Below are 24190 nucleotides of genomic sequence, written 5' to 3'. Positions count from 1 at the left end.
ATGCACCAAAAATTTGTAGAGAGTAATTTATGCCTACTGTTGTAAACTGCCCAACCTGTAAAACTAAAGTTGAATGGTCAGAGCAAAGCCCATTTCGCCCTTTTTGCTCAAAGCGCTGCCAACTAATTGATTTAGGTGAATGGTCGTTCGAAAATAATAAAATTTCTGCACCAATTACCTCGGCACAAGAGTTTAGCCAAGACATGATTGAAGATATTGAAGCAATGATGGCTAAAAATGAAGATGACTTTTTTAAGTAATTTATCTTCATAATGCCCTAATACAAAAACCAGCATTACGCTGGTTTTTTAGTATTTACAAAAAAGTAAAATTAGCTTTTTTGTTTACGGTGCTTTTTATTCATACGCTTTTGCATTTTAGCAAACTTCTCTTTTTGCTCAGCGTTAAGCACTTGCATTACTTGGTGTTGTGTTTTTAGTTTAATTAAACCAAATTGCTCACCTTTTGCATGACGTTCATTTAATAGCTCTTTTGCTGCATTTTCGTCAAATGTTGCAGCAGAAAGTAATGCATCCATTTTTGCTTTGTGCGCTTCACGCATCGCTTTACGGGCTTCTTTATCGTCGCCACGCAGTGCTTTCATTTGTGTTTTTTTCGCTTCAAAAATAGCCTTTAGCTTAGTTTGCTGCTCATCTGTTAGGTTTAATTTTTCAACGCCTCGCTCAGAAAGTAAAAAACGAGCTTGAGAATGGCCTTGCTTATGTCCGTCGCCTTTAGCTAACACGCTACCAGCACCAAGCGTTGCTGTTGCTAAGCCACAGATAAGTACTAATTTTGAAAGTGTGTTTAATTTAGTCATAATCATTACCTTAATATTGGGTTGGTTGTGGCTAACATACCCAATCAACCGCAAGAAACGAGTTTCAGTTGGAATTAAAAACTATTTAGGCAAGGCATTGATTGTAACCAATGGTTGCTCCCTTGTTAAAATCTATAACGCAGAATAAATCGTTTTAAAACCAACCCTTTGGGCGTTTCACAGCAACTAGCTCTCGGTGTTGTGACTTTTTAAAAGGGAATGCCATTCTTGCAAAGTCACGCCTTGATAGCCAGCTGCTGTGAAACGCTGAACTCTGTATCTTGAGGCTGACTGGGTATACGCCAGTGAGTTAACTATACCTAACTCAACGCAAAGTAACGCAAAGCAGTGTAAAGGTTGTGTAAAGATTCACCTTTGCACTATTTAGCGGGTAAAATAACGCTATAAACAACTCTAAGGGTTTGTAAATGAAACTATTAATGATTGATGACGACACTGGCCTTTGTGAGCTATTAAGTGAATATTTAACTGCCCAAGGTTTTGAAATACAAAGCGTATACGACGGTGAACAAGGCCTTAAACTAGCACAAGCAAATGACTACGCCCTGATATTGCTAGATGTAATGTTACCAACGCTTGATGGTTTTGAAGTACTTAAACAACTTAGGCAAACAAAACTCACACCGGTAATAATGCTTACAGCAAAAGGTGAAGACTTTGACCGTATTTTTGGTCTAGAGCTAGGCGCTGACGATTACATTCCAAAGCCTTTTAATCATCGTGAATTACTTGCCCGCGTAAAAGCGATAACTCGCCGTATAGAGCACATTAATAGCTTAAATGTAGCTACAACGAGTAAGTTACTCGTTAATGGCATTACTGTTAACCTTGCAGCTCGAGAAGCTTCAATAGACGGCTCTACACTAACGCTTACTGGTACAGAGTACGAAATACTCACGCTATTGTGTAAAAATGCAGGTGAAGTGGTTAGTAAAGAGCAAATTAGTGAAGAAGTACTAGGTAGGCGCTTAGCTTCTTTTGATCGCTCTATCGATATGCATGTAAGTAATATCCGCAAAAAAATAGCAGAGCATATTCCAGGTGAGCGAATTAAAACAATGAGAGGTACGGGTTATGTCTTTATCCAAGGCGAATAAAAGCACTTACTTTGCTTGGTTAAAACACCCTGGGCACTACCTGTTTTTTAAAATATTTATTTGGTTTTGGTTAACTATAATCGGCACCGTTGCAGCGCTTATATTTTTAAGTAACATTACCGCTATTAACGCGGTAACTAACGAGCCGCTTTATGGCCCTATGAAAAAAAACTTAATATATACCGCCAAAAGTATTGAGCGCACTGCTATTAAACATAAGCGCAGCCTAAGCGATGTATTAGTACACCCTCGCCTATCAAAGCGTAAGCTTTTATACTTAAGCGCAGCTCAAAGCGAGGACTCTCTTAGCAGTAAAGAGGTGCCAGAGAGCATCGACTTAAGTTTATTAAACTTTACTCAAAATATGTCACCACAAATTATTTTTACTGAAAAATATCAAGCCTTCGGCCCTGTTAATATAAACGTGCCTGAAGGGAGTTTTTATCTTTATGAAATAGATATTAACCATCAACCGCCGCTATTAATGCGCTTTAAGCTTATGCCTAATTGGATGAAAATAGTCATCGCAATTGTTGCCTCTCTTATTTTAAGCTTTGTATTTAGCCGTAACTTAATAGCCCCTATAAATAGTCTTAAAAAAGCAGCTATTAAACTATCAGCGGGCAACCTAAGCGCAAGAGCCGACATTTCTGTAAACCGAAAAGATGAACTGGGAATACTTGGGCGAGACTTTAACAGTATGGCCAATCAGTTAGAGCTTTTAATTAGTTCACAAAAACGCTTATTAGCCGACATATCACATGAGTTACGCTCGCCCCTTACGCGTTTAAAAATGGCTACCGGTCTTGCACAAATGCAAGCTAACGACGCTAGCCAATCGTATTTATTACGCATAGAAAAAGAAGCAAACCAACTTGATAAGATGATTGCCGACGTGCTGCAAGTTTCTCGCTTAGAAGCAAAAAGCCAAGCGCTTTCACTGCAAAAACAATCATTACAAATAATTGTAGATCACGTTATTAACGATGCGCAGTTTGAAGCAAAACAAAATAATAAGCAGCTCAATATAGTGGGCACTGTAGACGTAAATATTAATTGCGACGAAACACTTATTGCCAGTGCGCTTGAAAACCTACTTCGTAACGCTATTAAATATGCAAACAATACAATTAGCATTACTCTAAAGCACACAGATGCCATTTATATAGAAATATGTGATGATGGCTCTGGTGTGCCCGATGACCAACTGAGCAAGCTTTGTGAGCCCTTTTTTAGGCAATCAGATGCGCGGGATCGCGTAAGTGGCGGCACGGGTTTAGGGCTGGCGATTGCTAAAAATGCTATTACTGCGCATGGCGGCAGTTTAGTATTATCAAATAAAGAACTAGGTGGCTTGTGTGCTAATATAACCTTGCCATTAATAAAAGAGTAAAGCATGTTTTATAGTTCAGAAGCCCAGCTTGAGAGCAATCAAGAGGCCATTAATGTTTTTTATACTGAAAATTTAATTAAAAGCTACTTAGATACGCCATCAGGAAAGCTATTTTACGCATACGCAATCCCTAAAAACGCGACAATCGCAATAGTAGTAAGTACAGGGCGTATTGAAGGCCTAGAAAAATATAAGGAACTGCTATGGGAGCTGTATTGTAATAATTTTGCTGTGTTTATTATGGATCATCAAGGTCAGGGTCGCTCTTACAGGCACCTTAAAAATAAACATAAAGGCTTTGTAAAACATTATAATAACTACAGCAGTGACCTAAATAACTTTGATCAGCAAATAGTTTCAAAGCATTGGCAAGGTAAAAAAGTCATGCTGGCTCATTCAATGGGTGGCGCCATTGCTATTGATTATTTAGCAAATTTTGAAAATAGCTATAAAGGCGTGTTTTTGTCTGCTCCTATGTTTGATATTTTTACAAAAGACGTACCAAAAATACCAACGAAGTTTATTGTTAAATTAGCCACTTTACTTGGTTTACACTCTTGCTATGCATTTGGACAAGGCAACTACAACCCGATCCCATTTACCGAAAACGTACTTACTAGCAGCGAGAAGCGTTACACCTACTTTAGGCAAACCTATAAATTAGAACCTAACATACAATTAGGTGGCGTTACGTTTGGCTGGTTAGCAGCTACAATATCGTTTTTAAAGTCTGTTGATAACCTAAACGTACCAATCCCTTTGTTTATAGCAAGTGCAGCTAGCGATACAGTGGTAAACAACGAAGCACAGTACAGTCTTGCAAAAAGGCATGCTCATGCAACGATTGAGAGTTTTGAAGGCGCTAAACACGAGCTACTTTTTGAACGTGACGAAATTCGAAAGCCGCTATTAACTAACTTTTATCAATTTTGTGAGTCGGTGACGGCTTAACAAGTACTGACAAAGGGTCGAGGTGGATCAGTATATCTACCTCAGACTCAAAACGTTCTTTGAGCATTGCCTCTACTTCATCAGCCACATTGTGCGCGCGAATCAAACTTAAATGATCATCAAGTTCTAAGTGCATTTGAATAAACTTAACTTTTCCGCCTTGGCGAGTACGAATATCATGCACGCCATGCACATCAGCATGGGCTCTGGCTATGTCAAATATGCTTTGTTTTTCATCATCAGGGAGTTCTTTATCCATTAAATGATCGGCACTATCGCGAGCAATATCCCAACTGTTATAAAGTAAGTAACCCGCTACACCTATTGCAAAAATAGGATCTGCATACAACACGCCATAATAAGCTAACAAAATAGCTAACAGCACCGCAGCGTTTAATATTAAATCGCCTTTGTAATGTACTGAGTCGGCTTTTATAGCAATTGAATCGGTATACTTAACCACTTTGTTTTGTACAAATACAATGACGAGCGTACACGCAATAGCAAAAATACTTACCCACACACCTAATAAAGAATGGCTTAACTGTATAGGGTTAAATAATCGCTCAATACCATGAAAAGCTAGTAGGCAACCTGAGCCTGCAATAAATGCGGCTTGGCCAAGTCCTGCAAGTGCTTCAGCTTTTCCGTGCCCAAACCTATGGTCATCATCTGCTGGGCGCAGTGCGTAACCCAATACTAAAAAGCTCATAGCGGTGGCAGTAATATCCATTAACGAATCAGTTAACGAGCCAAGCATTGAAGCCGAGCCAGAAGCCAGCCAGGCCCATGTTTTTGCGCCGATCATTAAGCTAACCATGACCATGGTAACAATGCTGGAAGTTTTAACCCAAAATTCGTAGCTACGGTTATGCACGCGTGTATCCATTAATCACTGTATTGAATGTGTTGAGTATATCATTTTTTTAAAAGGTTTCGTGTATACTGCCCTTCGTCAAACTACAGATTATTTTATAAGGCTCATTATGCTGGATATTGTTTTATACCAACCTGAAATACCGCCTAACACAGGTAATATTATTCGCCTATGTGCCAATACTGGCTATGCATTACATTTAATTGAGCCATTAGGTTTTGAATGGGACGATAAACGCGTGAAACGTGCGGGCCTTGATTACCATGAATTTAGCCATGTTCAACGCCATGCCTCATTTGAGGACTACCTTGAAAAATGCAAACCTAAAAAAGTGTATGCCTGTACAACTAAAGGCAGTCAATTTCACCATGAAGCAAGTTACGAAGCTGGCGACTGTTTGGTATTTGGTCCTGAAACACGCGGCCTGCCTGATGAAATGATTCAAGCATTACCAAAAGATCAGCGTGTACGTATTCCTATGCAAGCAAATAGTCGTAGTATGAACCTGTCAAATGCAGTCGCGGTGTTTGTCTACGAGTCGTGGCGTCAGTTGAGCTTCCCTAACGCCCAGTAAATATAATCCGTTAGGCAATAAAAAACCGACATAATGTCGGTTTTTTAGTTAAGGCCTAGCTCAAGCGCTTATTCAGCGCGTTGTTCTCGTCCTAAAAGAGCCATAGCGGCTTCTTTCATGTCTTTATTTTCATAAAGTACTTTATAAATTTGCTCTGTGATTGGCATTTCTACGCCCGCACGCTGCGCTAGTAAATACACTTCTTTAGTGTTTCTAAAGCCTTCAACTACTTGGCCAATAGACTCAATAGCAGCATCAACACTCTCGCCTTTACCTAACGCCAAACCAAATCGACGATTACGTGATTGGTTATCTGTACAGGTTAGTATTAAATCACCAAGGCCTGCCATTCCCATAAAGGTTTCTGGCTTAGCACCCAGAGCACAACCTAAACGAGTGAGCTCTGCAAGGCCTCGGGTAATGAGCGCGGTACGCGCATTAGCACCAAAACCTACACCGTCCGAAATACCGGCACCAATTGCAATTACATTTTTAACCGCACCACCGAGCTGTATACCAATAAAGTCATCATTGTTATACACACGGAATGAGCGACCACAATGAAGTAAATCAGCCAGCTGCTGAGCAAATTCAGGTGACGTTGAAGACACTGAAATAGCTGTAGGTGACCCCATCGCCATTTCTTTTGCAAACGTAGGACCCGAAAGTACCGCAAGTGGAATGTCATCACCCAATTCTTGCAAAGCAACTTCTTGTAACAAACGTCCAGTATTAGGCTCAAGCCCTTTAGTTGCCCACGCTACTTTAGCACCCTCTTGCAGTGCAGGTTTTATCTGCGCAAGCGTGTCGCCAAAAGCATGGCTTGGCACAACAACAAGTACAATAGCACTGCTAGCAACGGCATGTTGTAAGTTAGCTTCAAGAGTAAGAGTATCTGGGAAAGGAGCATCAGGTAAGTAACGTTGATTTTTCCGCTCAGCTGCAAGCGTGGCAACGTCGTCGCTATTTCTTCCCCAAAGTGTCACCTGGTGACCATTTCGGGCTAAACAAATAGCAAGGGCGGTGCCGTAAGACCCCGCCCCTAATACAGTAACAGCTGTAGTTGCTGTACTCATAAGTTATGCGTCTGCTGAAGCCTGGTCAGCTTGCGCAGTACGTTGTTGCATGTATTGTGCAAATAACGCATCAAAATTAACTGGCGCAAGGTTAAGCTGTGGGAAAGTCCCACGGTTAACAAGGTTTGAAACAGCTTCACGTGCATATGGGAATAATACGTTAGGACAAAATGCACCTAGCATGTGCGCAAGTTGCACTTCTTCAACTTCAGCAATAGTAAAAATACCTGCTTGTTGAATTTCACATAAGAACGCAGTTTCTTCACCAATAGATGCAGTTACAGTTAGCGCTAAAACAACTTCAAATACACCTTCGTCCAACTTGTTTGAGCGTGTATCTAGGTCTAGCTTAACTTCTGGCGTCCATTCTTTTTGAAAGATGGCCGGAGAGTTTGGCGTTTCAAACGATACATCTTTAGTGTAAATGCGTTGGATAGTAAATTGTGCGCCAGCTTCTGCAGCTGCTACGTTTTGATTTTCTTCGTTCATTGTTATTCCTAACTTGTTCGTTATTATAATTAAATTAAGCGTTTAGCTTAGCATCAAGTTTACCTTGCGCTTCAATAGCCATCATGTCGTCGCAGCCACCGATATGTTCATCATTAATAAAAATTTGCGGTACTGTGCTTGCACCACCTGCTTTGGCAATCATTTCATCGCGTAGCTCAGGCTGCACACCAATATCATAATTTGTGTATTCAACGCCTTTGCTGTTTAAAAGCGAAAGAGCACGCTGACAAAATGGACAATACGCCTTGGTGTATAAAACAACATTACTCATAATAAATCCTCTATCGGCCTAGCTAAACTGATTAGCGACCTGTTGTAGTTGGTAAGCTGGCAGATTGCCACGCACCCATGCCACCTGCTAATAAGTAAACTCGTTCAAAACCAGCTTTACTCATAGCGGCTGCAGTACCTTGGGCAGTCATACCTGTAGTACATACAACTATAATGGGTTTAGTCTTGTACTTTTCAAGGCTTGAAAAGTCAGATTTTTTCGCATTCTCTGGGCTTAAGTGCTCAGCACCAGAAATACGCCCTGCATTAAACTCTTTTTGCGCACGTATATCGATTACTTGACCGTCATCACGGTTAATAAGTAACGTAAGCTGCTGGGGATTTATTTGACGAACAGCTGAAAGCTTACTTTTTATCCAGCCACTAACAATAAGGAAAACAATACCAACCCAAGCAAGGCTTAAAATGGGATGATTTGTAACAAATTCAATATATTGATCCATTCTACTTCCACTATGAAATTATGTTTTAAAACGTGATGTTTTAAATGTTTTGTACTTTAGCCACGCAAGTATACCCAAACCAACCTAAAATGCGAGTTTAGGAGCACTTAGAGACGTTTAAAAAACGATAAAGCCCCCCATATATAGTTAACAGAACTCTGGATAATAAATCTATCTCAAGCAGAGTTCATGTTAGTCAATAAGGTATAAGTAAAAATATTTAATATCTTGTTTTCAATGCTGATCCTAGCTTAAAAACACGGTATGCTAAAACCACGCTAATAAACCTTTTTAGGTGCACAGTATCCATCAACAGATACTAATTTTCAGGAGCTATTATGACAGAGCATAAAAAACCACTGGTATTAATGATTTTAGACGGTTGGGGACACCGCGAAGATACGCAAAGTAATGCTATTCTTGCAGCTAACACACCTGTATTAGACAACTTATGGGCCACCCGCCCACACACATTAATATCTGCTTCGGGTTTAGATGTTGGTCTTCCTGATGGTCAAATGGGTAACTCAGAAGTTGGCCATGTAAACTTAGGTGCTGGGCGCATTGTGTATCAAGATTTTACCCGTATCACCAAGGCAATTAACGATGGCGAGTTTGATTCAACCCCAGCCTTAGTTGAAAACATAGACAAAGCAGTAAGTGCTGGTAAAGCGGTTCACATAATGGGTCTTTTAAGCCCAGGTGGTGTGCATAGCCATGAAGATCATATAGTTGCAAGTATTGAGCTGGCGGCAAAACGTGGTGCTAAAGAAGTCTATTTCCATGCATTTTTAGATGGCCGTGACACACCTCCACGTAGCGCAAAAGCATCAATAGAACGAATTGAAGCGTTATTTAGTAAACTTAAGTGCGGACGTTTAGCATCACTTATTGGCCGTTACTACGCAATGGACAGAGACAACCGTTGGAACCGTGTAGAAAAAGCTTACAACGTAATGACGCTCGCCGAAGGCGACTTTAATTTTGATAATGGTGTTGAAGCACTTAATGCAGCGTACGAGCGCGACGAAAACGACGAGTTTGTAGCAGCTACGACTATTACGCCAACAGGTGCCACTCCGGCTTCAATAAACGATGGCGACACCGTTATTTTTGCTAACTTTAGAGCAGATAGAGCCCGCGAAATTACCCGCGCTTTTGTTGAGCCTGAATTTGATGGTTTTACTAAAAAAAGAACGCCAGAGCTTAGCGCATTTGTAATGATGACAGAGTATGCAGCCGATATAGACGCACCTGTTGCATTTGGACCTACACCACTAATAAACGTACTTGGTGAATGGTTTGAAAAAAATAATAAAACACAGCTTCGTATTTCAGAAACCGAAAAATACGCACACGTTACATTTTTCTTTAGTGGCGGACGTGAAAGCGAATTTAAAGGTGAAACACGCGAGCTAATTCCTTCGCCGCAAGTAGCAACCTACGACCTACAACCTGAAATGAACTCAGAAATGCTAACCGACAAACTAGTAGAAGCAATTAAAAGCGGTAAATACGATGCTATTATTTGTAACTACCCTAATGGCGATATGGTTGGTCACTCAGGTGTATTTGAAGCCGCGGTTAAAGCTTGTGAAGCTGTAGATAGCTGTATCGGACGTGTTGTTGATGCACTTGAAGAGTTTGGTGGTGAAGCACTAATTACAGCCGATCATGGTAATGCTGAGCAAATGGCTGATCTCAAAACAGGCCAAGCACATACTGCCCACACTAGCGAACCGGTGCATTTTATTTATGTTGGTCGCGATGCAGAGCCAATGCAAGGTAAAGCCTTGAGTGATGTAGCCCCAACAATGCTTCACTTAATGGGTATGGAGCAACCAAAAGAAATGACTGGTACGCCTATCATGATGTTGAAATAACACATGAACAAACGTATTAACCGGTTAATTAAGTGCGGTTTGATACTAACTTCATTAGTGGCTGCATCTGCAGTTGCTAATGAAGATCGTACTAAAAAAGACTTATCAGAGGTTCAAAATGCACTTGAGCATAGCCAAGCTGAATATAACGCCCAAAGAAAAAAAATAGCGTCGCTACAAAAAAATCTAAAGAGCCATGAACTCGATATAGCTAAAAATGCTAAAGCACTTAACATGGCAGAGCAATCCGTAAAAGAGACCAAAACACAGCAAAAAGAGTTACAAAGTAAAGCCGATGAGCTTGATAAAAAGCACACTCAGTTTCAGAAAATTTTAGCCGCGCAACTCAAAAGTGCCTATATGGCCGGTGGCGACGACTACTCTAAAATGCTGTTGAATCAAGAAGACACAGCCAAGTTTGAGCGCACACTTAGCTATTACAATTACTTAAATAAAGCCCGTATTGAACAAATCGAAGATCTAAAAGCTCTTCAACAGCAAATAGTACAAAACCAAGAAGAGCTCGTTAAAACACAAGAAAAACTAGAGCTTTTATTTGATGAACAAAAAAGGCGCCAAACTGCATTACTTAATGCACAAAGTGAACGCCAAGCTAATCTTAAAAACTTACAAGCTCAGCTCAACAGCACTAAAAGCTCGATAAATTATTTAAAAGAAAACCAACAGACTTTAGTAACAACGATTAAAGAGCTCGAAAAAGAAAAAACACAAAAAATAGAATTACTTGGCCTAAATAAGAGTAAGGGCAAATTAGACTGGCCGAGCAAAGGCAAGTTAGAGCACACATTCGGCCAACGTAAACATGGTGGTATTGATTGGAAAGGCGTATTAATTGGTGCAAAAGAAGGCACTAATATTAATAGCGTGCAGAACGGGCAAGTTGTATTTGCCGATTGGCTAAAAGGTTATGGATGGGTAATTGTTGTAGACCATGGTGAAGGTTTTATGAGCCTATATGGCCACGCTCAAACGCTACTAAGAGATGTAGGGGATATGGTACGTGAAGGCGAAACCCTCGCTTTGGTAGGCCAAAGCGGCGGACAGGCAAGTTCTGGTCTATACTTTGAAATACGCCACAAAGGACGCGCAGTAAATCCTGTAAAATGGTGCAAACGTATTTAATTAGATAAATCGCTGCACCGCCCTGGAGCAGCTGATGACAACTAAAAAACACACAATATATACAGTTAATAAAAAAAGTGCAGGCTTTTATATAAGTCTGTACTTACTTGTGTTACTAACCCTAATTACCTTTACTAGTAATGCACTAGCAAGCTCAATTAAAGATCTTAAAAGACAACAAATAGACGAAATACTCTTTAACATTCATACCTATTACGTTGAAGATCTCACCTTACAAAATAGCCACCATATTAAATATAACAACCAGCAGTTTGAGCGTTTATATTCAAAACTTGACTCCTATTCTAAGTACTTAAATGAGTATGAATTAGCCTCATTATTTGATAACACAAATGGTCGTTACACAGGTATTGGTATAGAAGTTAAGAACATAGACGAGAATATGACTATTGTTAACGTGGTTAATAATTCGCCCGCAAAAGCGGCAGGTATTTTACCAGGCGATATTATTGTAAGTGTAAACAACAACGCAGCCCAAAACCGTACTATCGACGAAGTAGCAACACTAATAAGAGACAGTAAATTTTCGAATATAGATATAATTGTAAATCGCGATAACAATAAAAACCCACTCACTTTTCATGTTACACGTCGCCAAATAAACCTCGAAAGTGTAACAAGCGAACTTTTAGATTTTGGAACTGGCTACATAGCTATCAATAACTTTTCTAACCACACATTACATGAAGTTGCACTACAAGTTGCCGCCCTGCAAAGCCATTTTGGCTACCCACTTAAAGGCTTAGTAATTGATTTACGTGATAACCCAGGGGGGACATTACAAAGCGCAGTGGCGGTATCAGACCTATTTTTACAAAGTGGCACTATAGTGACGACTAAAGGACGTTTTTACGATGCCAACCAAGCATTTTATGCAAAGCGTGGAGACATTCTAAAAAATGCGCCCATAGTTGTGCTTATAAACGAAAATTCAGCCTCTGCAGCCGAAATACTTGCAGCAGCACTTAAAGATAATAAACGAGCAACCATTGTTGGCAGCCAATCTTTTGGGAAAGGCTCTGTACAATCACTCATTCCACTCGGTGATGGCAATACCGCATTAAAGCTCACCACAGCGAAATACTTCACACCGTTAGGTAAATCGATTGATGGAATAGGAATAACCCCAGATGTGGCGGTTAATCAAACAAACCTTTCACAAAGTAATAAAGCCGTTATAATAAAAAATGAACACACTAACAATAATGCGCAATTACTTACCGGTAATCTAACCGATTTACAGTTGGTTAAAGCAAAACAATTACTCAGCATGCAGTAGCTTGTATAAGCTGTTAAACAAAGCTAAAAAGATAATAAAAACTATAAACGTGAAAATAATAAAATGGCTAACATTAGCTATTTGTTTTAGCTCTGCAACCATTAGCGCCAAACAAATAGCAATAGTGATAGACGATATAGGCTATCATCAACGGGACTTAGAGTTCCTTTCCTTACCTGGGCAATTGTCGTATTCAATTTTGCCCCATACCCCTTATTCGCAAATTTTTGCAACACTTGCCAGTCAATCAAATAAAGAGTTATTGCTTCATGTACCTATGCAAGCACTTAACGGTAAAGAACTAGGGCCTGGTGCGCTTACTTTAAATATGAATAAAGAGCAGCTTCAGCAAACTCTTGGAACCGCTCTCGCTAGTTTACCGCAAGTTAAAGGCGTTAATAACCACATGGGCTCAGCGCTTACGCAAAAAAGCCAAGCTATGAAGTGGACAATGGAAGTACTTAAAAAGCGTCATTTATATTTTTTAGATAGTCGCACAACCGATTTGAGCCAGGCACAAAATGCCGCTAACTTTTTGGGTGTTGCTAATATTAGTCGCCAAGTGTTTTTAGACAACATAACTACACCAGAACAACTGCAGCTAAGGCTTGAAGAGTTAAAACAATTAGCCATTTCCCATAGCTTTGCCATTGCAATTGCTCATCCCTACCCTGAAACCATCGAATTTTTACGCCATGCCTTACCAGAGCTAACTAAGCAAGGTTTTGAACTCGTACCGGTTTCGCAATTAGTTGAACGTAAATACATTCAGTTAGCGCATGCTGAGGGAAAAGGAGTGAGTGCTCGGTAATATAAGCTTTAAATAATGCTATATCCGAATAATAAACTAATACCAATTCGCTTAATTAAGTGGTCTATTTTAAGGGCGGAAAAACGTGTTGATAGCTAGGCAAAAATTCGCTATTTAGTTGCTCTAAATGAGAATTTTTTAACGCAGGTAGCGACACGTTTAGCCCCGCAAAATGATTAAGTATTATTGCGGACTGGTATAACCATTCAATAATGCAGAGTATCGGTATTACTTAATTAGATATTTTATCGTTGGGTTTCGCTTCGCCCAAACCAACCTACTCAAAAGCAAAAAGCCCCGCATTTTCATGCAGGGCTTTTTAAATTTTGCTGCTTGAGCAATATTAGCTCATAGCGCTTTGTAATTTTTTCATCGCTGTTTTTTCAAGCTGACGAACACGCTCAGCAGATACACTGTACTTTTGTGCAAGCTCCTGAAGGGTCGCTTTATCATCAGACAACCAACGTGCGCTAACAATATCTTGTGAACGCTCATCTAGTGTTTTAAGTGCGCTAAATAAACGAGTATGCGCTTGTTCTTTCCACTGCTCTTGTTCAACGTCGTCAGCTAAGTCAGCTGCGCCATCTGTTAAATACTGTACTGGAGAGTATGTACTTGTTGGTGCATCGTCGTTATCGTCACCAGTTAAGTCAAAGCCCATGTCTTGGCCGCTCATGCGCGATTCCATTTCACGTACTTCTTTTTCACTCACACCTAGCTCGCTAGCAACAGTGCTAACCTCAGCTTGGTTGAACCAGCCTAAACGCTTTTTGTTTTTACGAAGATTAAAAAACAATTTACGTTGCGCTTTAGTGGTTGCAACTTTAACTATGCGCCAGTTTTTAAGAACAAACTCGTGAATTTCGGCTTTAATCCAATGCACTGCAAACGACACTAAACGTACACCCACTGTAGGGTCAAAACGTTTAACCGCTTTCATCAGGCCTATATTACCTTCTTGAATAAGGTCAGCTTGTGGTAAGCCGTATCCCGAGTAGCTTTTAGCAATATGTGCTACAAAGCGTAAATGCGACATAATGAGTTGCTTGGCAGCACTAAGATCGCCTTCTTCCTGAAGTCTTTTAGCAAGTTCTTGCTCTTGTTCAACTTTAAGCATAGGAATAGTGCTTACCGCTTGAAGGTAACCGTCCATGCTTGCGCTTTGTTGTCCGACTGTAAGTGCCATTGCGTATAAATCTTTACTCATTTTTCACCTCGGTGATAAACATTTGAAACTATCTTAGCACTCTTTCTCTAAGAGTGCTAACCCCAATTTAAAACTTTTTAAAAGTATAAATCAAGCAGTTTTTAGTATGTGTTTAGTCTACTACAAGCGACTGAATAAGTGATGAATTGAGGGATTGCAGCCAATTAACCTAACCGCATCACCTTATTTACAACTCATTACTTTATGGGAGGATAGTACACAAATATGACAGTTTTAATAACGGGAGGTACAACCCAGTCCGATACGGTACGCATATCAAGCTGGGTTGGTTCACTTATAGTTTGCAGGGGTTTTTATACTTTATCGGGTTCTATTTCTTTAATATATCGATTTACAGAAAGGTACGATCCTACAAATCCTAAGCTTGTTGCTAGTAACACTAAAAAGCCGAGTTCATTAAGCGATAATCCTATTAACGAAAAACTGGTTTGATACACCCCCGCCACACTGCTCACTGCGCTTGAAAGCCACCACATCATCAAACCTACGCATATAAAGGCAAACAAACCACCTATTACACCATACCAAATACCGGTCCACAAAAATGGGGCATGTATAAAGGTGTTCGTAGCGCCTACTAGCTTCATTACTTGTATTTCTTCTTTTTTATCCATGATCGACAAACGAATGGTGTTACCAATAATAAGTGTCACTGAGGTAAGTAGTAATAATGCGATGGTTATTACACTTTCTTTAAGTAAATCTAGTAATGCATTTAAACGCTCTAACCAGGCTATATCGAGCTTACCAAAATCAACTTCACGTTCACTTTCTAATTTAGTTAGCAGTACTTTAGCGGCATTTGTGTGTCTGTGACGTTTTGTTGGAGTAACGAGCACCACATCCGGTAATGGATTTTTATCTAAATACTCCAAAGCTTGCCCAAAGCCAGATACGTCTTTAAATTCAGTTAATGCCTGTTGTTTTGAAATAAACTCAACACTTTCCACTTCTGGGTAAAGTGCTAAACGCTTTACTAATGTTTGCGTTTCTTGCTCGTTCATACTTTCTTTAACGAACAACGATATTTCACTCGCCTCTTCAAAGCCACTACTCACTTGCTGTACGTTTTTAACGACTAAGTAAAGTGTTGCAGGTAACGTTAGGCTCAAACCAAGTACAGCGATAGTCATCATAGATGCAAGCGGCGTGCGCCACATTTCACCTAAGCTATGCACACCTTGGCGAAAAATATTAATAATAAAAAAATAACTGCCAGCTAATATTGATTTTTTTTGCTTGTCGTTACTATTTTGGCGACCTTTAAAAAGTAAACTCATAGTGCCCCCTCAGCAAGCGGGTCTTGAAGCATACGGCCATCTTTTAAGGTTAAACTACGATACTTCATACGTGCAACCAAACCCAAATCATGCGTTGCGATAAGAACAGTGGTACCGTGTTTATTAAAGTCTTCAAACAACTTTAGTATTTCCATTGAAAGCTCTGGGTCAAGATTACCTGTTGGTTCATCAGCTAGTAAAATTGGTGGGGAGTTTACAATAGCTCTGGCAATACCAACACGTTGTTGCTCGCCTCCAGAGAGCATTGAAGGATGACATTTCACTTTGTCAATTAGGCCTACCTTGTCAAGCGCGCCATGGACCCGTTTAGCTATTTGCTTATGGTGAGTCCCCTCAATAATGAGAGGTAATGCCACGTTATCAAAAATAGTGTAGCGCTCTAATAACCTATGATTTTGAAAAATAATACCTATATCACGACGAGCATAAGGAATTTGACGCGAGTTTACTTTGTTTAAATCAACACCGTTGATAAATACACTACCTGCTGAAGGACGTTCCATTAAGCTAATTAACTTAAGCAACGTACTTTTACCCGCACCACTGTGGCCAGTTAAAAAGGCAAGTTCACCCGGTTTAATATGAAAATTAACTTTTTCGAGGGCGCGGTGCCCTCCAGGATAGGTCTTACTTACTTGCTGAAAATTTATCATCTTTTTATTATGCCAACTCCATTAACACATTAATGAAATTAGTATTCCTCGCAATTAAAAAGGGAGCTAGCTCCCTTTTTTGGTAAATTAAACGTCGTCCTCATCTTGGCTAAATAACGCATCAATAAAATCATCGCTTTTAAAAGCGCGTAAATCATCAATACCTTCACCAACACCAATGTAACGAATTGGAATATTAAACTTATCTGCAACCGCAAAAATAACACCACCCTTTGCAGTTCCATCAAGTTTTGAAAGCGTAATACCAGTTAAACCAACACATTGATTAAACAGGTTTACTTGGCTAATTGCATTTTGCCCTGTGCCTGCATCGATAGTTAACATCACTTCGTGCGGCGCATCAGGATCAATCTTTTTCATTACACGAGCTATTTTTTCAAGCTCTTGCATTAAATTATCTTTATTTTGCAAGCGTCCAGCTGTATCAGCAATTAACACGTCTATATTACGTGCTTTAGCCGCTTGGAATGCATCAAACACAACTGATGCACTATCTGCACCTGTATGCTGTGCAATAACGGGAATGCTGTTACGTTCACCCCAAACCTGAAGCTGCTCAACAGCTGCCGCTCTAAACGTATCACCAGCAGCCAGCATAACCGACTTACCTTCGTTTTGAAATTGCTTAGCCATTTTACCAATAGTCGTTGTTTTACCAACACCATTTACGCCTACCATTAAAATAACAAACGGCTTTTTATCTTCGCTTATGACTAAAGGCTGTTCTGCCGTTTTAAGCATCGCAGCCATTTCTTGTTTCATTAACTCATAAAGCGCATCACCATCTTTTAACTGTTTACGGTTCGCTGCATCAGTTAAACGATCAATCAACTTCATGGTGGTATCAACGCCTAAATCGGCGGTGAGTAATTGAGTTTCAAGATCTTCAAATAATTCGTCGTCTATTTTTTTTCCACTAAAAATAGACGCAAAACCAGAACCTATATTAACGCGAGTCTTTAACAAGCCTTTTTTAAGACGAGAGAAAAACCCTTCTTTTTTTGGCTTTTCGGCTTTTTTAGCTTCTTCAATTGCAAGTTCTGCTGTGATACGTTCTTGTTCTAAACGCTCATTTTCTGCTTTTTCAGCTACAATACGTTCTTGCTCTAAACGCTCATTTTCTGCTTTTTCAGCCGCAAGGCGTTCTTGCTCTAAGCGTTCATTCTCTGCTTTTTCAGCTGCAAGGCGTTCTTGTTCTAAACGCTCGTTTTCTGCTTCTTCAGCTGCAATACGTTCTTGCTCTAAGCGTTCATTCTCTGCTTTTTCAGCTGCAAGGCGTTCTTGCTCTAATCGTTCATTCTCTGCTTTTTCAGCTGCAAGGCGTTCTTGCTCTAATCGTTCATTCTCTGCTTTTTCAGCTACAAGGCGTTCTTGCTCTAAGCGCTCATTTTCTGCTTTTTCAGCTGCAATACGTACTTGCTCTAAGCGCTCATTTTCTGCTTTTTCAGCCGCAATGCGTTCTTGCTCTAAAAGCATCTGCGCTTCTTGTTCTGCTAAGCGCTTCGCTTGCTCTTGCCTTTGAGCTTCAGCGTCCGCTTGTTCTTTTGCTAATAACTCAGCATTCGCTTGCTCTATTGCAAGCTTTTCGGCTTTGATCGCCTCATCTTGTTTTTCAAGGCGTATTTGCTCTAGTCGCTCAGCCTCTACTTTTTCTGCCGCTAATCGTTCTTGCTCTAAGCGCATCTCTTTTTCTTGATCGGCTAAACGTTGCGCATGTTCTTGTCTTTGCGCCTCGGCATCTGCTTGCTGTTTTGCAAGCAATTCAGCATTGGCCTGCTCAATGGCAATTTTTTCCGCGTTTTCAGCACGCTGGCGTTCTTGTTCTAAACGCTCTGTTTCAGCCTCTGCTTTTAACCGTTCAGCTTCAGCTTGCTCCTGCGCTAGTTTTTCTTGCTCTAAACGTGTTGCTTCAATTTTTTCAGCAGCGATACGCTCTTGCTCTAAGCGCTCTGTTTCAGCCTCAGCTTTTAAACGATCAGCTTCAGCTTGCTGCGCTAGTTTTTCTTGCTCTAGCTTCTGCGCCTCTTCTTGCGCTAATACTTGTTGTTTATCAGCTGCTGCTTTTTGCTCTGCTTCTTTTTTATCTGACTTGCCAAAACCGAGCCACGACATGAATTTACTTTTTTTTGTCATACTTGCTAATAACCACTTATAAAAATCTGATAAACTAAAATTTGAAATAGCTTGGCAATGCCCAGCAATAGTTGCTAATAAATACAACCATTCAAAACGTAAGTGTTCAATAGTAACACTTTTAATGCGGTTGAAAAATGAAGCTACACGTAATCGCCCATAATATTATCTGAGCTAGATACCATATACCATTTTTTAGTGAGCTAAATGAGAAAAAAAACAACGCAAAATAAAGCTACTAACAAGCCCAGCGATGGCTTTATTAGAGTGATTAGTGGTCAATTTAGAGGCCGAAAACTCCCGGTTAAAAACGTAGAAGGCTTGAGACCTACTACCGATCGAATTAAAGAAACTGTATTTAATTGGCTAATGCAAGATACGAGTGACGCAAATGTACTTGATTGTTTTGCAGGTTCTGGTGGATTGGGATTTGAAGCACTATCTCGATTTGCTAAAAGCGCTACATTTATCGAGCTCGACTCATTAGCTGCTAAGCAATTAGAACAAAATATTAGCACTTTAAAGCTCGATAACGCATACGTTAAACATACCAATTCGCTCTCCTTTTTAGAGCAAAAAAACACAAACGAAGCCTTTAATCTTGTATTCGTTGACCCACCATTTCGTAAAGATTTAGCGCAAACAACCTGCGATTTATTAGAAAAAAACCAATGGTTAAGCAACGACGCATTAATTTATGTTGAAGTAGAGGCAGAGCTAACCGCCTTAGAAATATCAAACAACTGGTTGTTAATTAAAGAAAAAAAGGCGGGACAAGTACTTTGCCAACTGTACCAGCGACAAGCAAATTAATACTGTTTAACGTAATGCGTTTCTGTTAATATTGTCCTTTACATGTGGTGTTGCTTCGGATTACAATACCGCACCATTTTTGAACCACTTGATCAATGTTTGATCAACTTGAGCAACGCTCATAATTTAGGTAGGTGAATTTTTAATGCCAGTAATTAAAGTAAGAGAGAACGAACCGTTTGACGTAGCACTTCGTCGCTTCAAGCGTTCATGTGAAAAAGCAGGAATCCTTTCAGAAGTTCGTCGTCGCGAGCACTATGAAAAACCAACAGCTGAGCGTAAGCGTAAAAAAGCTGCTGCAGTTAAACGTCACATGAAAAAACTTTCTCGTGATAACGCTCGTCGCGTTAAATTATACTAATATATTAGGTCTTGTATAAATGAGCCTTTTAATAACGCTAAAAGATGCGCAAAAAGATGCGATGAGAGCTAAAGACAAGCAACGTCTTAACCCTATTCGTATGGTACTTGCTGCAATCAAGCAACGTGAAATTGACGAGCAAATAACGCTAGACGACGCAGGTATTACCTCCGTTATAGTGAAGCTTGTTAAACAACGTCGTGACTCTTACACTCAGTACAAAGATGCTGGGCGTGATGATTTAGCTGATATTGAAGCCAATGAAATAGTAGCGCTTGAAACTTTTTTACCTCAACAATTGAGTGAAGAAGAAATAATTGCTCTCATTGACGCGGCTATTGCTGATACTAATGCAGCAGGTATGCAAGACATGGGTAAAGTAATGGGTATAATCAAAAGCAAAGCTGAAGGTCGAGCCGATATGGGTAAGATTTCTGGTTTAATTAAGCAACGATTAACTGCCTAATACTCCCACATACATTAAAGTATGATTGAAGTAAACCGAGCCTAGCGCTCGGTTTCTTTGTTTTTAACTTTAATAAAAAGTACACCGATTAGGTTACTTTGAAATGAAATTTTTTATAGCTTCCCTATTTATTTCGCTGTCATTTTGGTAAGTTAAAGCACACTATATTTTGCATCAAGCAAGTATAAAAAAGTAAATTTCATATTCGTTCTTCTTCTTATTATTTCAGGACTGTATTTTACTAATGGCCGGAAAGATCCCACGTAACTTTATAGACGATTTACTTGCCAGAACCGATATTGTCGACCTGATAGACTCAAAAGTAGGTCTAAAAAAAGCAGGTAAGGATTATCAAGCTTGCTGCCCATTTCATAACGAAAAATCTCCCTCATTTACTGTATCGCAAGACAAACAGTTTTATCACTGCTTTGGGTGTGGCGCTAATGGTAATGCAATTTCGTTTGTAATGGAGTACGAAAAGCTAGAGTTTGTAGATGCTATTGAAGAAATAGCTAGCATGCTTAACTTAGAAGTACCTCGAGAACAAGGCGCAAATTCAGCACCAGAGCGTACGGCTGCGCAAAAGCGCTCCGATTACGACTTAATGCTTCATACTGCTCGCTTTTATCAGCACCAATTAAAACACCATAGTAATTCTGCTGCTGTTATTGAGTATGTTAAAGGCCGTGGTTTAAGCGGTGAAACTGTTAAAAAATTTATGATTGGCTACGCTCCCAGTGAATGGGATGGGCTATGCTTACAGCTTGGTCGTAATAAAGAACAAAAAGAGCAATTAGTTGAGCTAAAGCTAGCTTCAGAAAAAACACCAGGCAGACAATTTGATTTTTTCCGCGATCGCCTAATGTTCCCTATTCGCGATAAACGCGGACGCGTTATTGCATTTGGTGGGCGTGTAATGCAAGCCGACCAAGGGCCAAAATATCTAAACTCGCCAGAAACCCGAATTTTCCATAAAGGCTTTGAGCTTTATGGACTTTACGAAGCAAAGCAAGCCCATAAAAAACTTGACCATGTAATGATTGTTGAAGGTTATATGGATGTGGTGGCTCTTGCTGAGCAAGGGATTGAATATGCAGTTGCATCACTGGGGACAGCAACAACAAGCGAGCACATGCACACTTTATTTAGAACTACTGATAAAGTAATCTGTTGTTACGATGGCGACAGGGCTGGCCGTGATGCAGCTTGGCGGGCACTTGAAAATGCACTCCCTTATTTAAACGATGGTAAAGCACTACAATTTGCATTTTTACCAGATGGCGAAGACCCTGACTCGCTTGTACAAAAAGAAGGTAAGGAGCAATTCGAATTGCGCCTAAGCCAAGCAGATGACTTTACCAAAGTATTGTTTAATAAATTAAGCCAAGAGGTTGATTTAACACTCGATTCAGGAAAAGCTAAACTTCTTAGTGCAGCACTTCCACTAATTGAAAAAATTCCAAGTGAGTTTTATCAAGAAAACATTCTTGAACAATTAGGACGCTTAATTGGCAGAACGCGTGAGCAGTTGAATAGCCGTTTAAAAACGCCTAAACAGCAACACTCTATTGAACGTAAATTTAAAATAACACCTATGCGCCAAGCTATCGGTATATTGATCCAGCACCCTAATTTAGCTAAAAGTGTGCCGTATTTACCTGAGCTTGCACAAATGAACATTGCTGGCATAGGGCTGTTATTACGATTACAAGAACAAGCTTTAGAAAAAGAAAATGTGACCACTGCGCAACTGCTCGAGTTTTTTCGAGGAACTGAAGATTACGAGCCATTAATCAAGCTTGCAACGTGGCAACATGAGATAAATGAAGAACGTTTAGAGACGGTTTTTAAAAATACTTTCAAGTTTATTGAAGATCAGTGTTTAAATTATCGACTCGAGACCCTATTAATAAAGGACAAGACACAAGGCCTTAGTAGCGATGAAAGGCTTGAGTGTCATTTGTTAATGACAGCGTTAAAAGCGACTAACAGCTAGTCAAAATTGATTTAAACTGTTATACTGTGCTATTCACTGCGTCACATTATTCTAGTTAGCTTTAATGCAAGCTACATGATGGCGCCTGTTGTATCAACTTATCAGAGTGGAAGAAACAATCTCTATGGATCCAACTCCTCAGTCACAATTAAAACTTCTGATTCAGAAAGGTAAAGAGCAAGGCTACTTAACTTTTGCAGAAGTAAATGATCACCTTCCACAAGACATTATAGACTCAGATCAAGTAGAAGATATCATAAGCATGATTAATGACATGGGTATCAAGGTTAGCGAAAACGCGCCTGATGCTGATGAATTAATGATGCAAGAAACAACGACAGACGAAGACGCAGCTGAAGCTGCCGCTGCAGCCCTTGCGACTGTAGAAAAAGAAATCGGCCGTACAACGGATCCAGTTCGCATGTACATGCGCGAAATGGGTACTGTTGAACTTCTTACACGTGAAGGCGAAATTGTAATCGCTAAACGTATTGAAGAAGGCATTAATCAAGTACAGATTTCTGTTGCAGAGTACCCTGAAGCAATCACTTACCTACTAGAGCAGTGGGATAAGTTTGAAGCTGAAGAAATGCGTTTAAGCGATATTATCGTTGGCTTTATCGATCCTAATGAAGATACAGCGCCAATTTCAGCAACTAACATCGGTTCAGAATTAAGTGCTAAGCAACTTGAGGACGACGATAAAGATGACAAAGATGATGCTGATAGCGATGATGAAGATGAAGAAGAGATAGACACAGGACCAGATCCTGAAGAAGCTCGTATTCATTTTGAAAATTTACGTGATTTATATAATAAAGCACGTGATACGTTTGAAGCTAAAGGTCGTTCGCATCCTGAATCACAAGCAGCCATTTTTGAAATTGGTGAGCTTTTCAGAACATTTAAATTAATACCTAAACAGTTTGACCGCATGGTAAATAACATGCGTGAAATGATGGATCGTGTTCGTGTTCAAGAACGCCTAATCATGAAGCAAGCTGTTCAAATTGCTAAATTACCAAAGAAAACATTCGTTAAGCATTTTGCTAATAACGAAACTGACGCTTCTTGGGTTGATTTAGAAATTTCAGGTAACGAAAAGTATTCAGCTAAACTTGAAGAAGTTAAGCCAGAAATCATTCGTAGCATTAATAAATTATCTGTTATTGAACAAACAACAGGTTTAAGCATTGAGCGTATTAAAGACATCAACCGTCGAATGAGCATAGGTGAAGCTAAAGCACGCCGTGCGAAAAAAGAAATGGTTGAAGCTAACTTACGTCTTGTAATCTCAATTGCTAAAAAATACACAAACCGTGGCTTACAATTCTTAGATTTAATCCAAGAAGGTAACATTGGTCTGATGAAAGCGGTTGATAAGTTTGAATATCGCCGTGGTTATAAGTTCTCTACTTATGCTACGTGGTGGATACGTCAAGCAATCACACGCTCTATTGCTGACCAAGCAAGAACAATCCGTATCCCTGTACATATGATTGAAACGATTAATAAACTTAACCGTATCTCTCGTCAAATGTTACAAGAAATGGGTCGTGAGCCAAATCCAGAAGAATTAGCAGAACGCATGATGATGCCTGAGGATAAAATCCGTAAGGTACTTAAGATTGCTAAAGAGCCAATTTCAATGGAAACACCAATCGGTGATGATGAAGATTCTCACTTAGGTGACTTTATCGAAGATACCACTATTGATTCGCCAATCGATTCGGCAACAATGGAGTCTCTTCGTGGCGCAACTAACGACGTACTTGCAGGCTTAACAGCTCGTGAAGCTAAAGTACTACGTATGCGTTTTGGTATTGATATGAATACCGACCACACCTTAGAAGAAGTAGGTAAACAGTTTGACGTAACACGTGAACGTATTCGTCAAATAGAAGCGAAAGCGCTGCGTAAATTACGCCACCCTTCTCGCTCAGATTTACTGAAAAGCTTTTTAGACGCTAAATAATTTAGCGCTACTATATAAACTAAAAAGGCCGCTATAGCGGCCTTTTTTCTATT

General features: G+C 39.8%; 24 protein-coding genes. 14 read left to right on the top strand and 10 right to left on the bottom strand.

Annotated features, from left to right (window positions below):
• Positions 1–29 precede the first annotated feature (29 nt).
• Complete coding sequence (gene yacG / locus H5120_RS16775) at positions 30–260, top strand: DNA gyrase inhibitor YacG (protein WP_024597564.1); 231 nt, start codon at positions 30–32, stop codon at positions 258–260.
• Between the two features lie 71 nt (positions 261–331).
• Here yacG and H5120_RS16770 read toward each other — a convergent pair whose 3' ends face one another.
• Positions 332–820, bottom strand: coding sequence for a periplasmic heavy metal sensor (locus tag H5120_RS16770; RefSeq protein ID WP_182675563.1), 489 nt, complete (start codon positions 818–820; stop codon positions 332–334).
• 428 nt (positions 821–1248) lie between these two features.
• On the opposite strand from H5120_RS16770, the gene H5120_RS16765 reads away from it, so the two are divergent.
• From H5120_RS16765 to H5120_RS16755, 3 genes are read left to right on the top strand one after another with little or no spacing between them, the layout of a single operon-like run.
• Complete coding sequence (locus H5120_RS16765) at positions 1249–1938, top strand: response regulator (protein WP_182675562.1); 690 nt, start codon at positions 1249–1251, stop codon at positions 1936–1938.
• Positions 1916–3331 carry an ATP-binding protein gene (locus H5120_RS16760; RefSeq protein ID WP_182675561.1) on the top strand — a complete coding sequence of 472 codons (1416 nt, stop codon included), beginning with the start codon at positions 1916–1918 and terminating at the stop codon, positions 3329–3331. Before H5120_RS16765 ends, H5120_RS16760 begins: the two co-directional genes overlap by 23 nt.
• 3 nt (positions 3332–3334) lie before the next feature.
• The gene (locus tag H5120_RS16755; protein WP_182675560.1) at positions 3335–4282 is read left to right on the top strand and encodes an alpha/beta fold hydrolase; all 948 of its coding nucleotides are present in this window, start codon (positions 3335–3337) and stop codon (positions 4280–4282) included.
• Here the strand turns inward: H5120_RS16755 and H5120_RS16750 are convergent.
• Positions 4245–5108 (bottom strand): cation diffusion facilitator family transporter, encoded by an 864-nt coding sequence (locus H5120_RS16750; protein WP_076914922.1) that lies wholly within the window; start codon positions 5106–5108, stop codon positions 4245–4247. The two genes, H5120_RS16755 and H5120_RS16750, sit on opposite strands and share 38 nt — an antisense overlap.
• A 160-nt stretch (positions 5109–5268) precedes the next feature.
• Here H5120_RS16750 and trmL point away from each other — a divergent pair, with 160 nt between their 5' ends.
• On the top strand, positions 5269–5733 hold the full coding sequence (gene trmL / locus H5120_RS16745; RefSeq protein ID WP_182675559.1) for a tRNA (uridine(34)/cytosine(34)/5-carboxymethylaminomethyluridine(34)-2'-O)-methyltransferase TrmL: 465 nt from the start codon (positions 5269–5271) through the stop codon (positions 5731–5733).
• 68 nt (positions 5734–5801) lie between these two features.
• Here trmL and gpsA read toward each other — a convergent pair whose 3' ends face one another.
• From gpsA to H5120_RS16725, 4 genes are read right to left on the bottom strand one after another with little or no spacing between them, the layout of a single operon-like run.
• Positions 5802–6809: an NAD(P)H-dependent glycerol-3-phosphate dehydrogenase gene (gpsA, locus tag H5120_RS16740; RefSeq protein WP_024597561.1), complete on the bottom strand. Its 1008-nt coding sequence runs from the start codon at positions 6807–6809 to the stop codon at positions 5802–5804.
• A gap of 3 nt (positions 6810–6812) precedes the next feature.
• Positions 6813–7298, bottom strand: a complete 486-nt coding sequence (secB, locus tag H5120_RS16735) for a protein-export chaperone SecB (protein WP_002957782.1) — start codon at positions 7296–7298, stop codon at positions 6813–6815.
• Between the two features lie 34 nt (positions 7299–7332).
• Positions 7333–7590 carry a glutaredoxin 3 gene (gene grxC / locus H5120_RS16730; RefSeq protein WP_002957783.1) on the bottom strand — a complete coding sequence of 86 codons (258 nt, stop codon included), beginning with the start codon at positions 7588–7590 and terminating at the stop codon, positions 7333–7335.
• A 31-nt stretch (positions 7591–7621) separates the two neighbouring features.
• The gene (locus H5120_RS16725; protein ID WP_182675558.1) at positions 7622–8053 is read right to left on the bottom strand and encodes a rhodanese-like domain-containing protein; all 432 of its coding nucleotides are present in this window, start codon (positions 8051–8053) and stop codon (positions 7622–7624) included.
• A 338-nt stretch (positions 8054–8391) separates the two neighbouring features.
• On the opposite strand from H5120_RS16725, the gene gpmM reads away from it, so the two are divergent.
• From gpmM to H5120_RS16705, 4 genes are read left to right on the top strand one after another with little or no spacing between them, the layout of a single operon-like run.
• Complete coding sequence (gpmM, locus tag H5120_RS16720) at positions 8392–9936, top strand: 2,3-bisphosphoglycerate-independent phosphoglycerate mutase (RefSeq protein ID WP_002957786.1); 1545 nt, start codon at positions 8392–8394, stop codon at positions 9934–9936.
• A gap of 3 nt (positions 9937–9939) precedes the next feature.
• Positions 9940–11079 carry a murein hydrolase activator EnvC gene (locus H5120_RS16715; RefSeq protein ID WP_182675557.1) on the top strand — a complete coding sequence of 380 codons (1140 nt, stop codon included), beginning with the start codon at positions 9940–9942 and terminating at the stop codon, positions 11077–11079.
• 34 nt (positions 11080–11113) lie between these two features.
• Complete coding sequence (locus tag H5120_RS16710) at positions 11114–12379, top strand: S41 family peptidase (protein ID WP_182675556.1); 1266 nt, start codon at positions 11114–11116, stop codon at positions 12377–12379.
• Between the two features lie 49 nt (positions 12380–12428).
• Complete coding sequence (locus H5120_RS16705) at positions 12429–13190, top strand: divergent polysaccharide deacetylase family protein (protein ID WP_024597557.1); 762 nt, start codon at positions 12429–12431, stop codon at positions 13188–13190.
• Positions 13191–13533: 343 nt separating this feature from the next.
• On the opposite strand, the gene rpoH is transcribed toward H5120_RS16705, so the two are convergent.
• The 4 genes from rpoH to ftsY form a co-directional block, all read right to left on the bottom strand.
• A complete protein-coding gene (rpoH, locus tag H5120_RS16700; RefSeq protein ID WP_002957791.1) occupies positions 13534–14397 on the bottom strand; it encodes an RNA polymerase sigma factor RpoH in 864 nt (287 codons plus the stop codon).
• 314 nt (positions 14398–14711) lie between these two features.
• On the bottom strand, positions 14712–15698 hold the full coding sequence (gene ftsX / locus H5120_RS16695; protein ID WP_182675555.1) for a permease-like cell division protein FtsX: 987 nt from the start codon (positions 15696–15698) through the stop codon (positions 14712–14714).
• On the bottom strand, positions 15695–16372 hold the full coding sequence (gene ftsE, locus H5120_RS16690; RefSeq protein ID WP_002957793.1) for a cell division ATP-binding protein FtsE: 678 nt from the start codon (positions 16370–16372) through the stop codon (positions 15695–15697). Before ftsE ends, ftsX begins: the two co-directional genes overlap by 4 nt.
• Positions 16373–16459: 87 nt before the next feature.
• Positions 16460–18526, bottom strand: coding sequence for a signal recognition particle-docking protein FtsY (ftsY, locus tag H5120_RS16685; RefSeq protein WP_182675554.1), 2067 nt, complete (start codon positions 18524–18526; stop codon positions 16460–16462).
• Between the two features lie 207 nt (positions 18527–18733).
• Between ftsY and rsmD the strand changes: the two genes are divergently transcribed.
• The 5 genes from rsmD to rpoD all read left to right on the top strand — a co-directional run bounded on the left by rsmD (position 18734) and on the right by rpoD (position 24137).
• Positions 18734–19339, top strand: coding sequence for a 16S rRNA (guanine(966)-N(2))-methyltransferase RsmD (gene rsmD, locus H5120_RS16680; protein ID WP_182675553.1), 606 nt, complete (start codon positions 18734–18736; stop codon positions 19337–19339).
• Between the two features lie 145 nt (positions 19340–19484).
• Positions 19485–19700, top strand: coding sequence for a 30S ribosomal protein S21 (rpsU, locus tag H5120_RS16675; protein ID WP_002957797.1), 216 nt, complete (start codon positions 19485–19487; stop codon positions 19698–19700).
• Between the two features lie 19 nt (positions 19701–19719).
• The gene (locus H5120_RS16670) at positions 19720–20166 is read left to right on the top strand and encodes a GatB/YqeY domain-containing protein (protein ID WP_007376027.1); all 447 of its coding nucleotides are present in this window, start codon (positions 19720–19722) and stop codon (positions 20164–20166) included.
• Between the two features lie 244 nt (positions 20167–20410).
• Positions 20411–22162: a DNA primase gene (gene dnaG, locus H5120_RS16665; RefSeq protein WP_165744708.1), complete on the top strand. Its 1752-nt coding sequence runs from the start codon at positions 20411–20413 to the stop codon at positions 22160–22162.
• 124 nt (positions 22163–22286) lie between these two features.
• A complete protein-coding gene (rpoD, locus tag H5120_RS16660; protein WP_002957800.1) occupies positions 22287–24137 on the top strand; it encodes an RNA polymerase sigma factor RpoD in 1851 nt (616 codons plus the stop codon).
• The last annotated feature ends 53 nt before the right edge of the window (positions 24138–24190 follow it).

It is taken from the genome of Pseudoalteromonas sp. SR43-2 (assembly GCF_014163885.1).
Classification (GTDB): Bacteria; Pseudomonadota; Gammaproteobacteria; order Enterobacterales; family Alteromonadaceae; genus Pseudoalteromonas; species Pseudoalteromonas distincta.
Note: the sequence above shows the minus strand (reverse complement) of the source record. Positions and strands in the feature narration are given on the sequence as shown.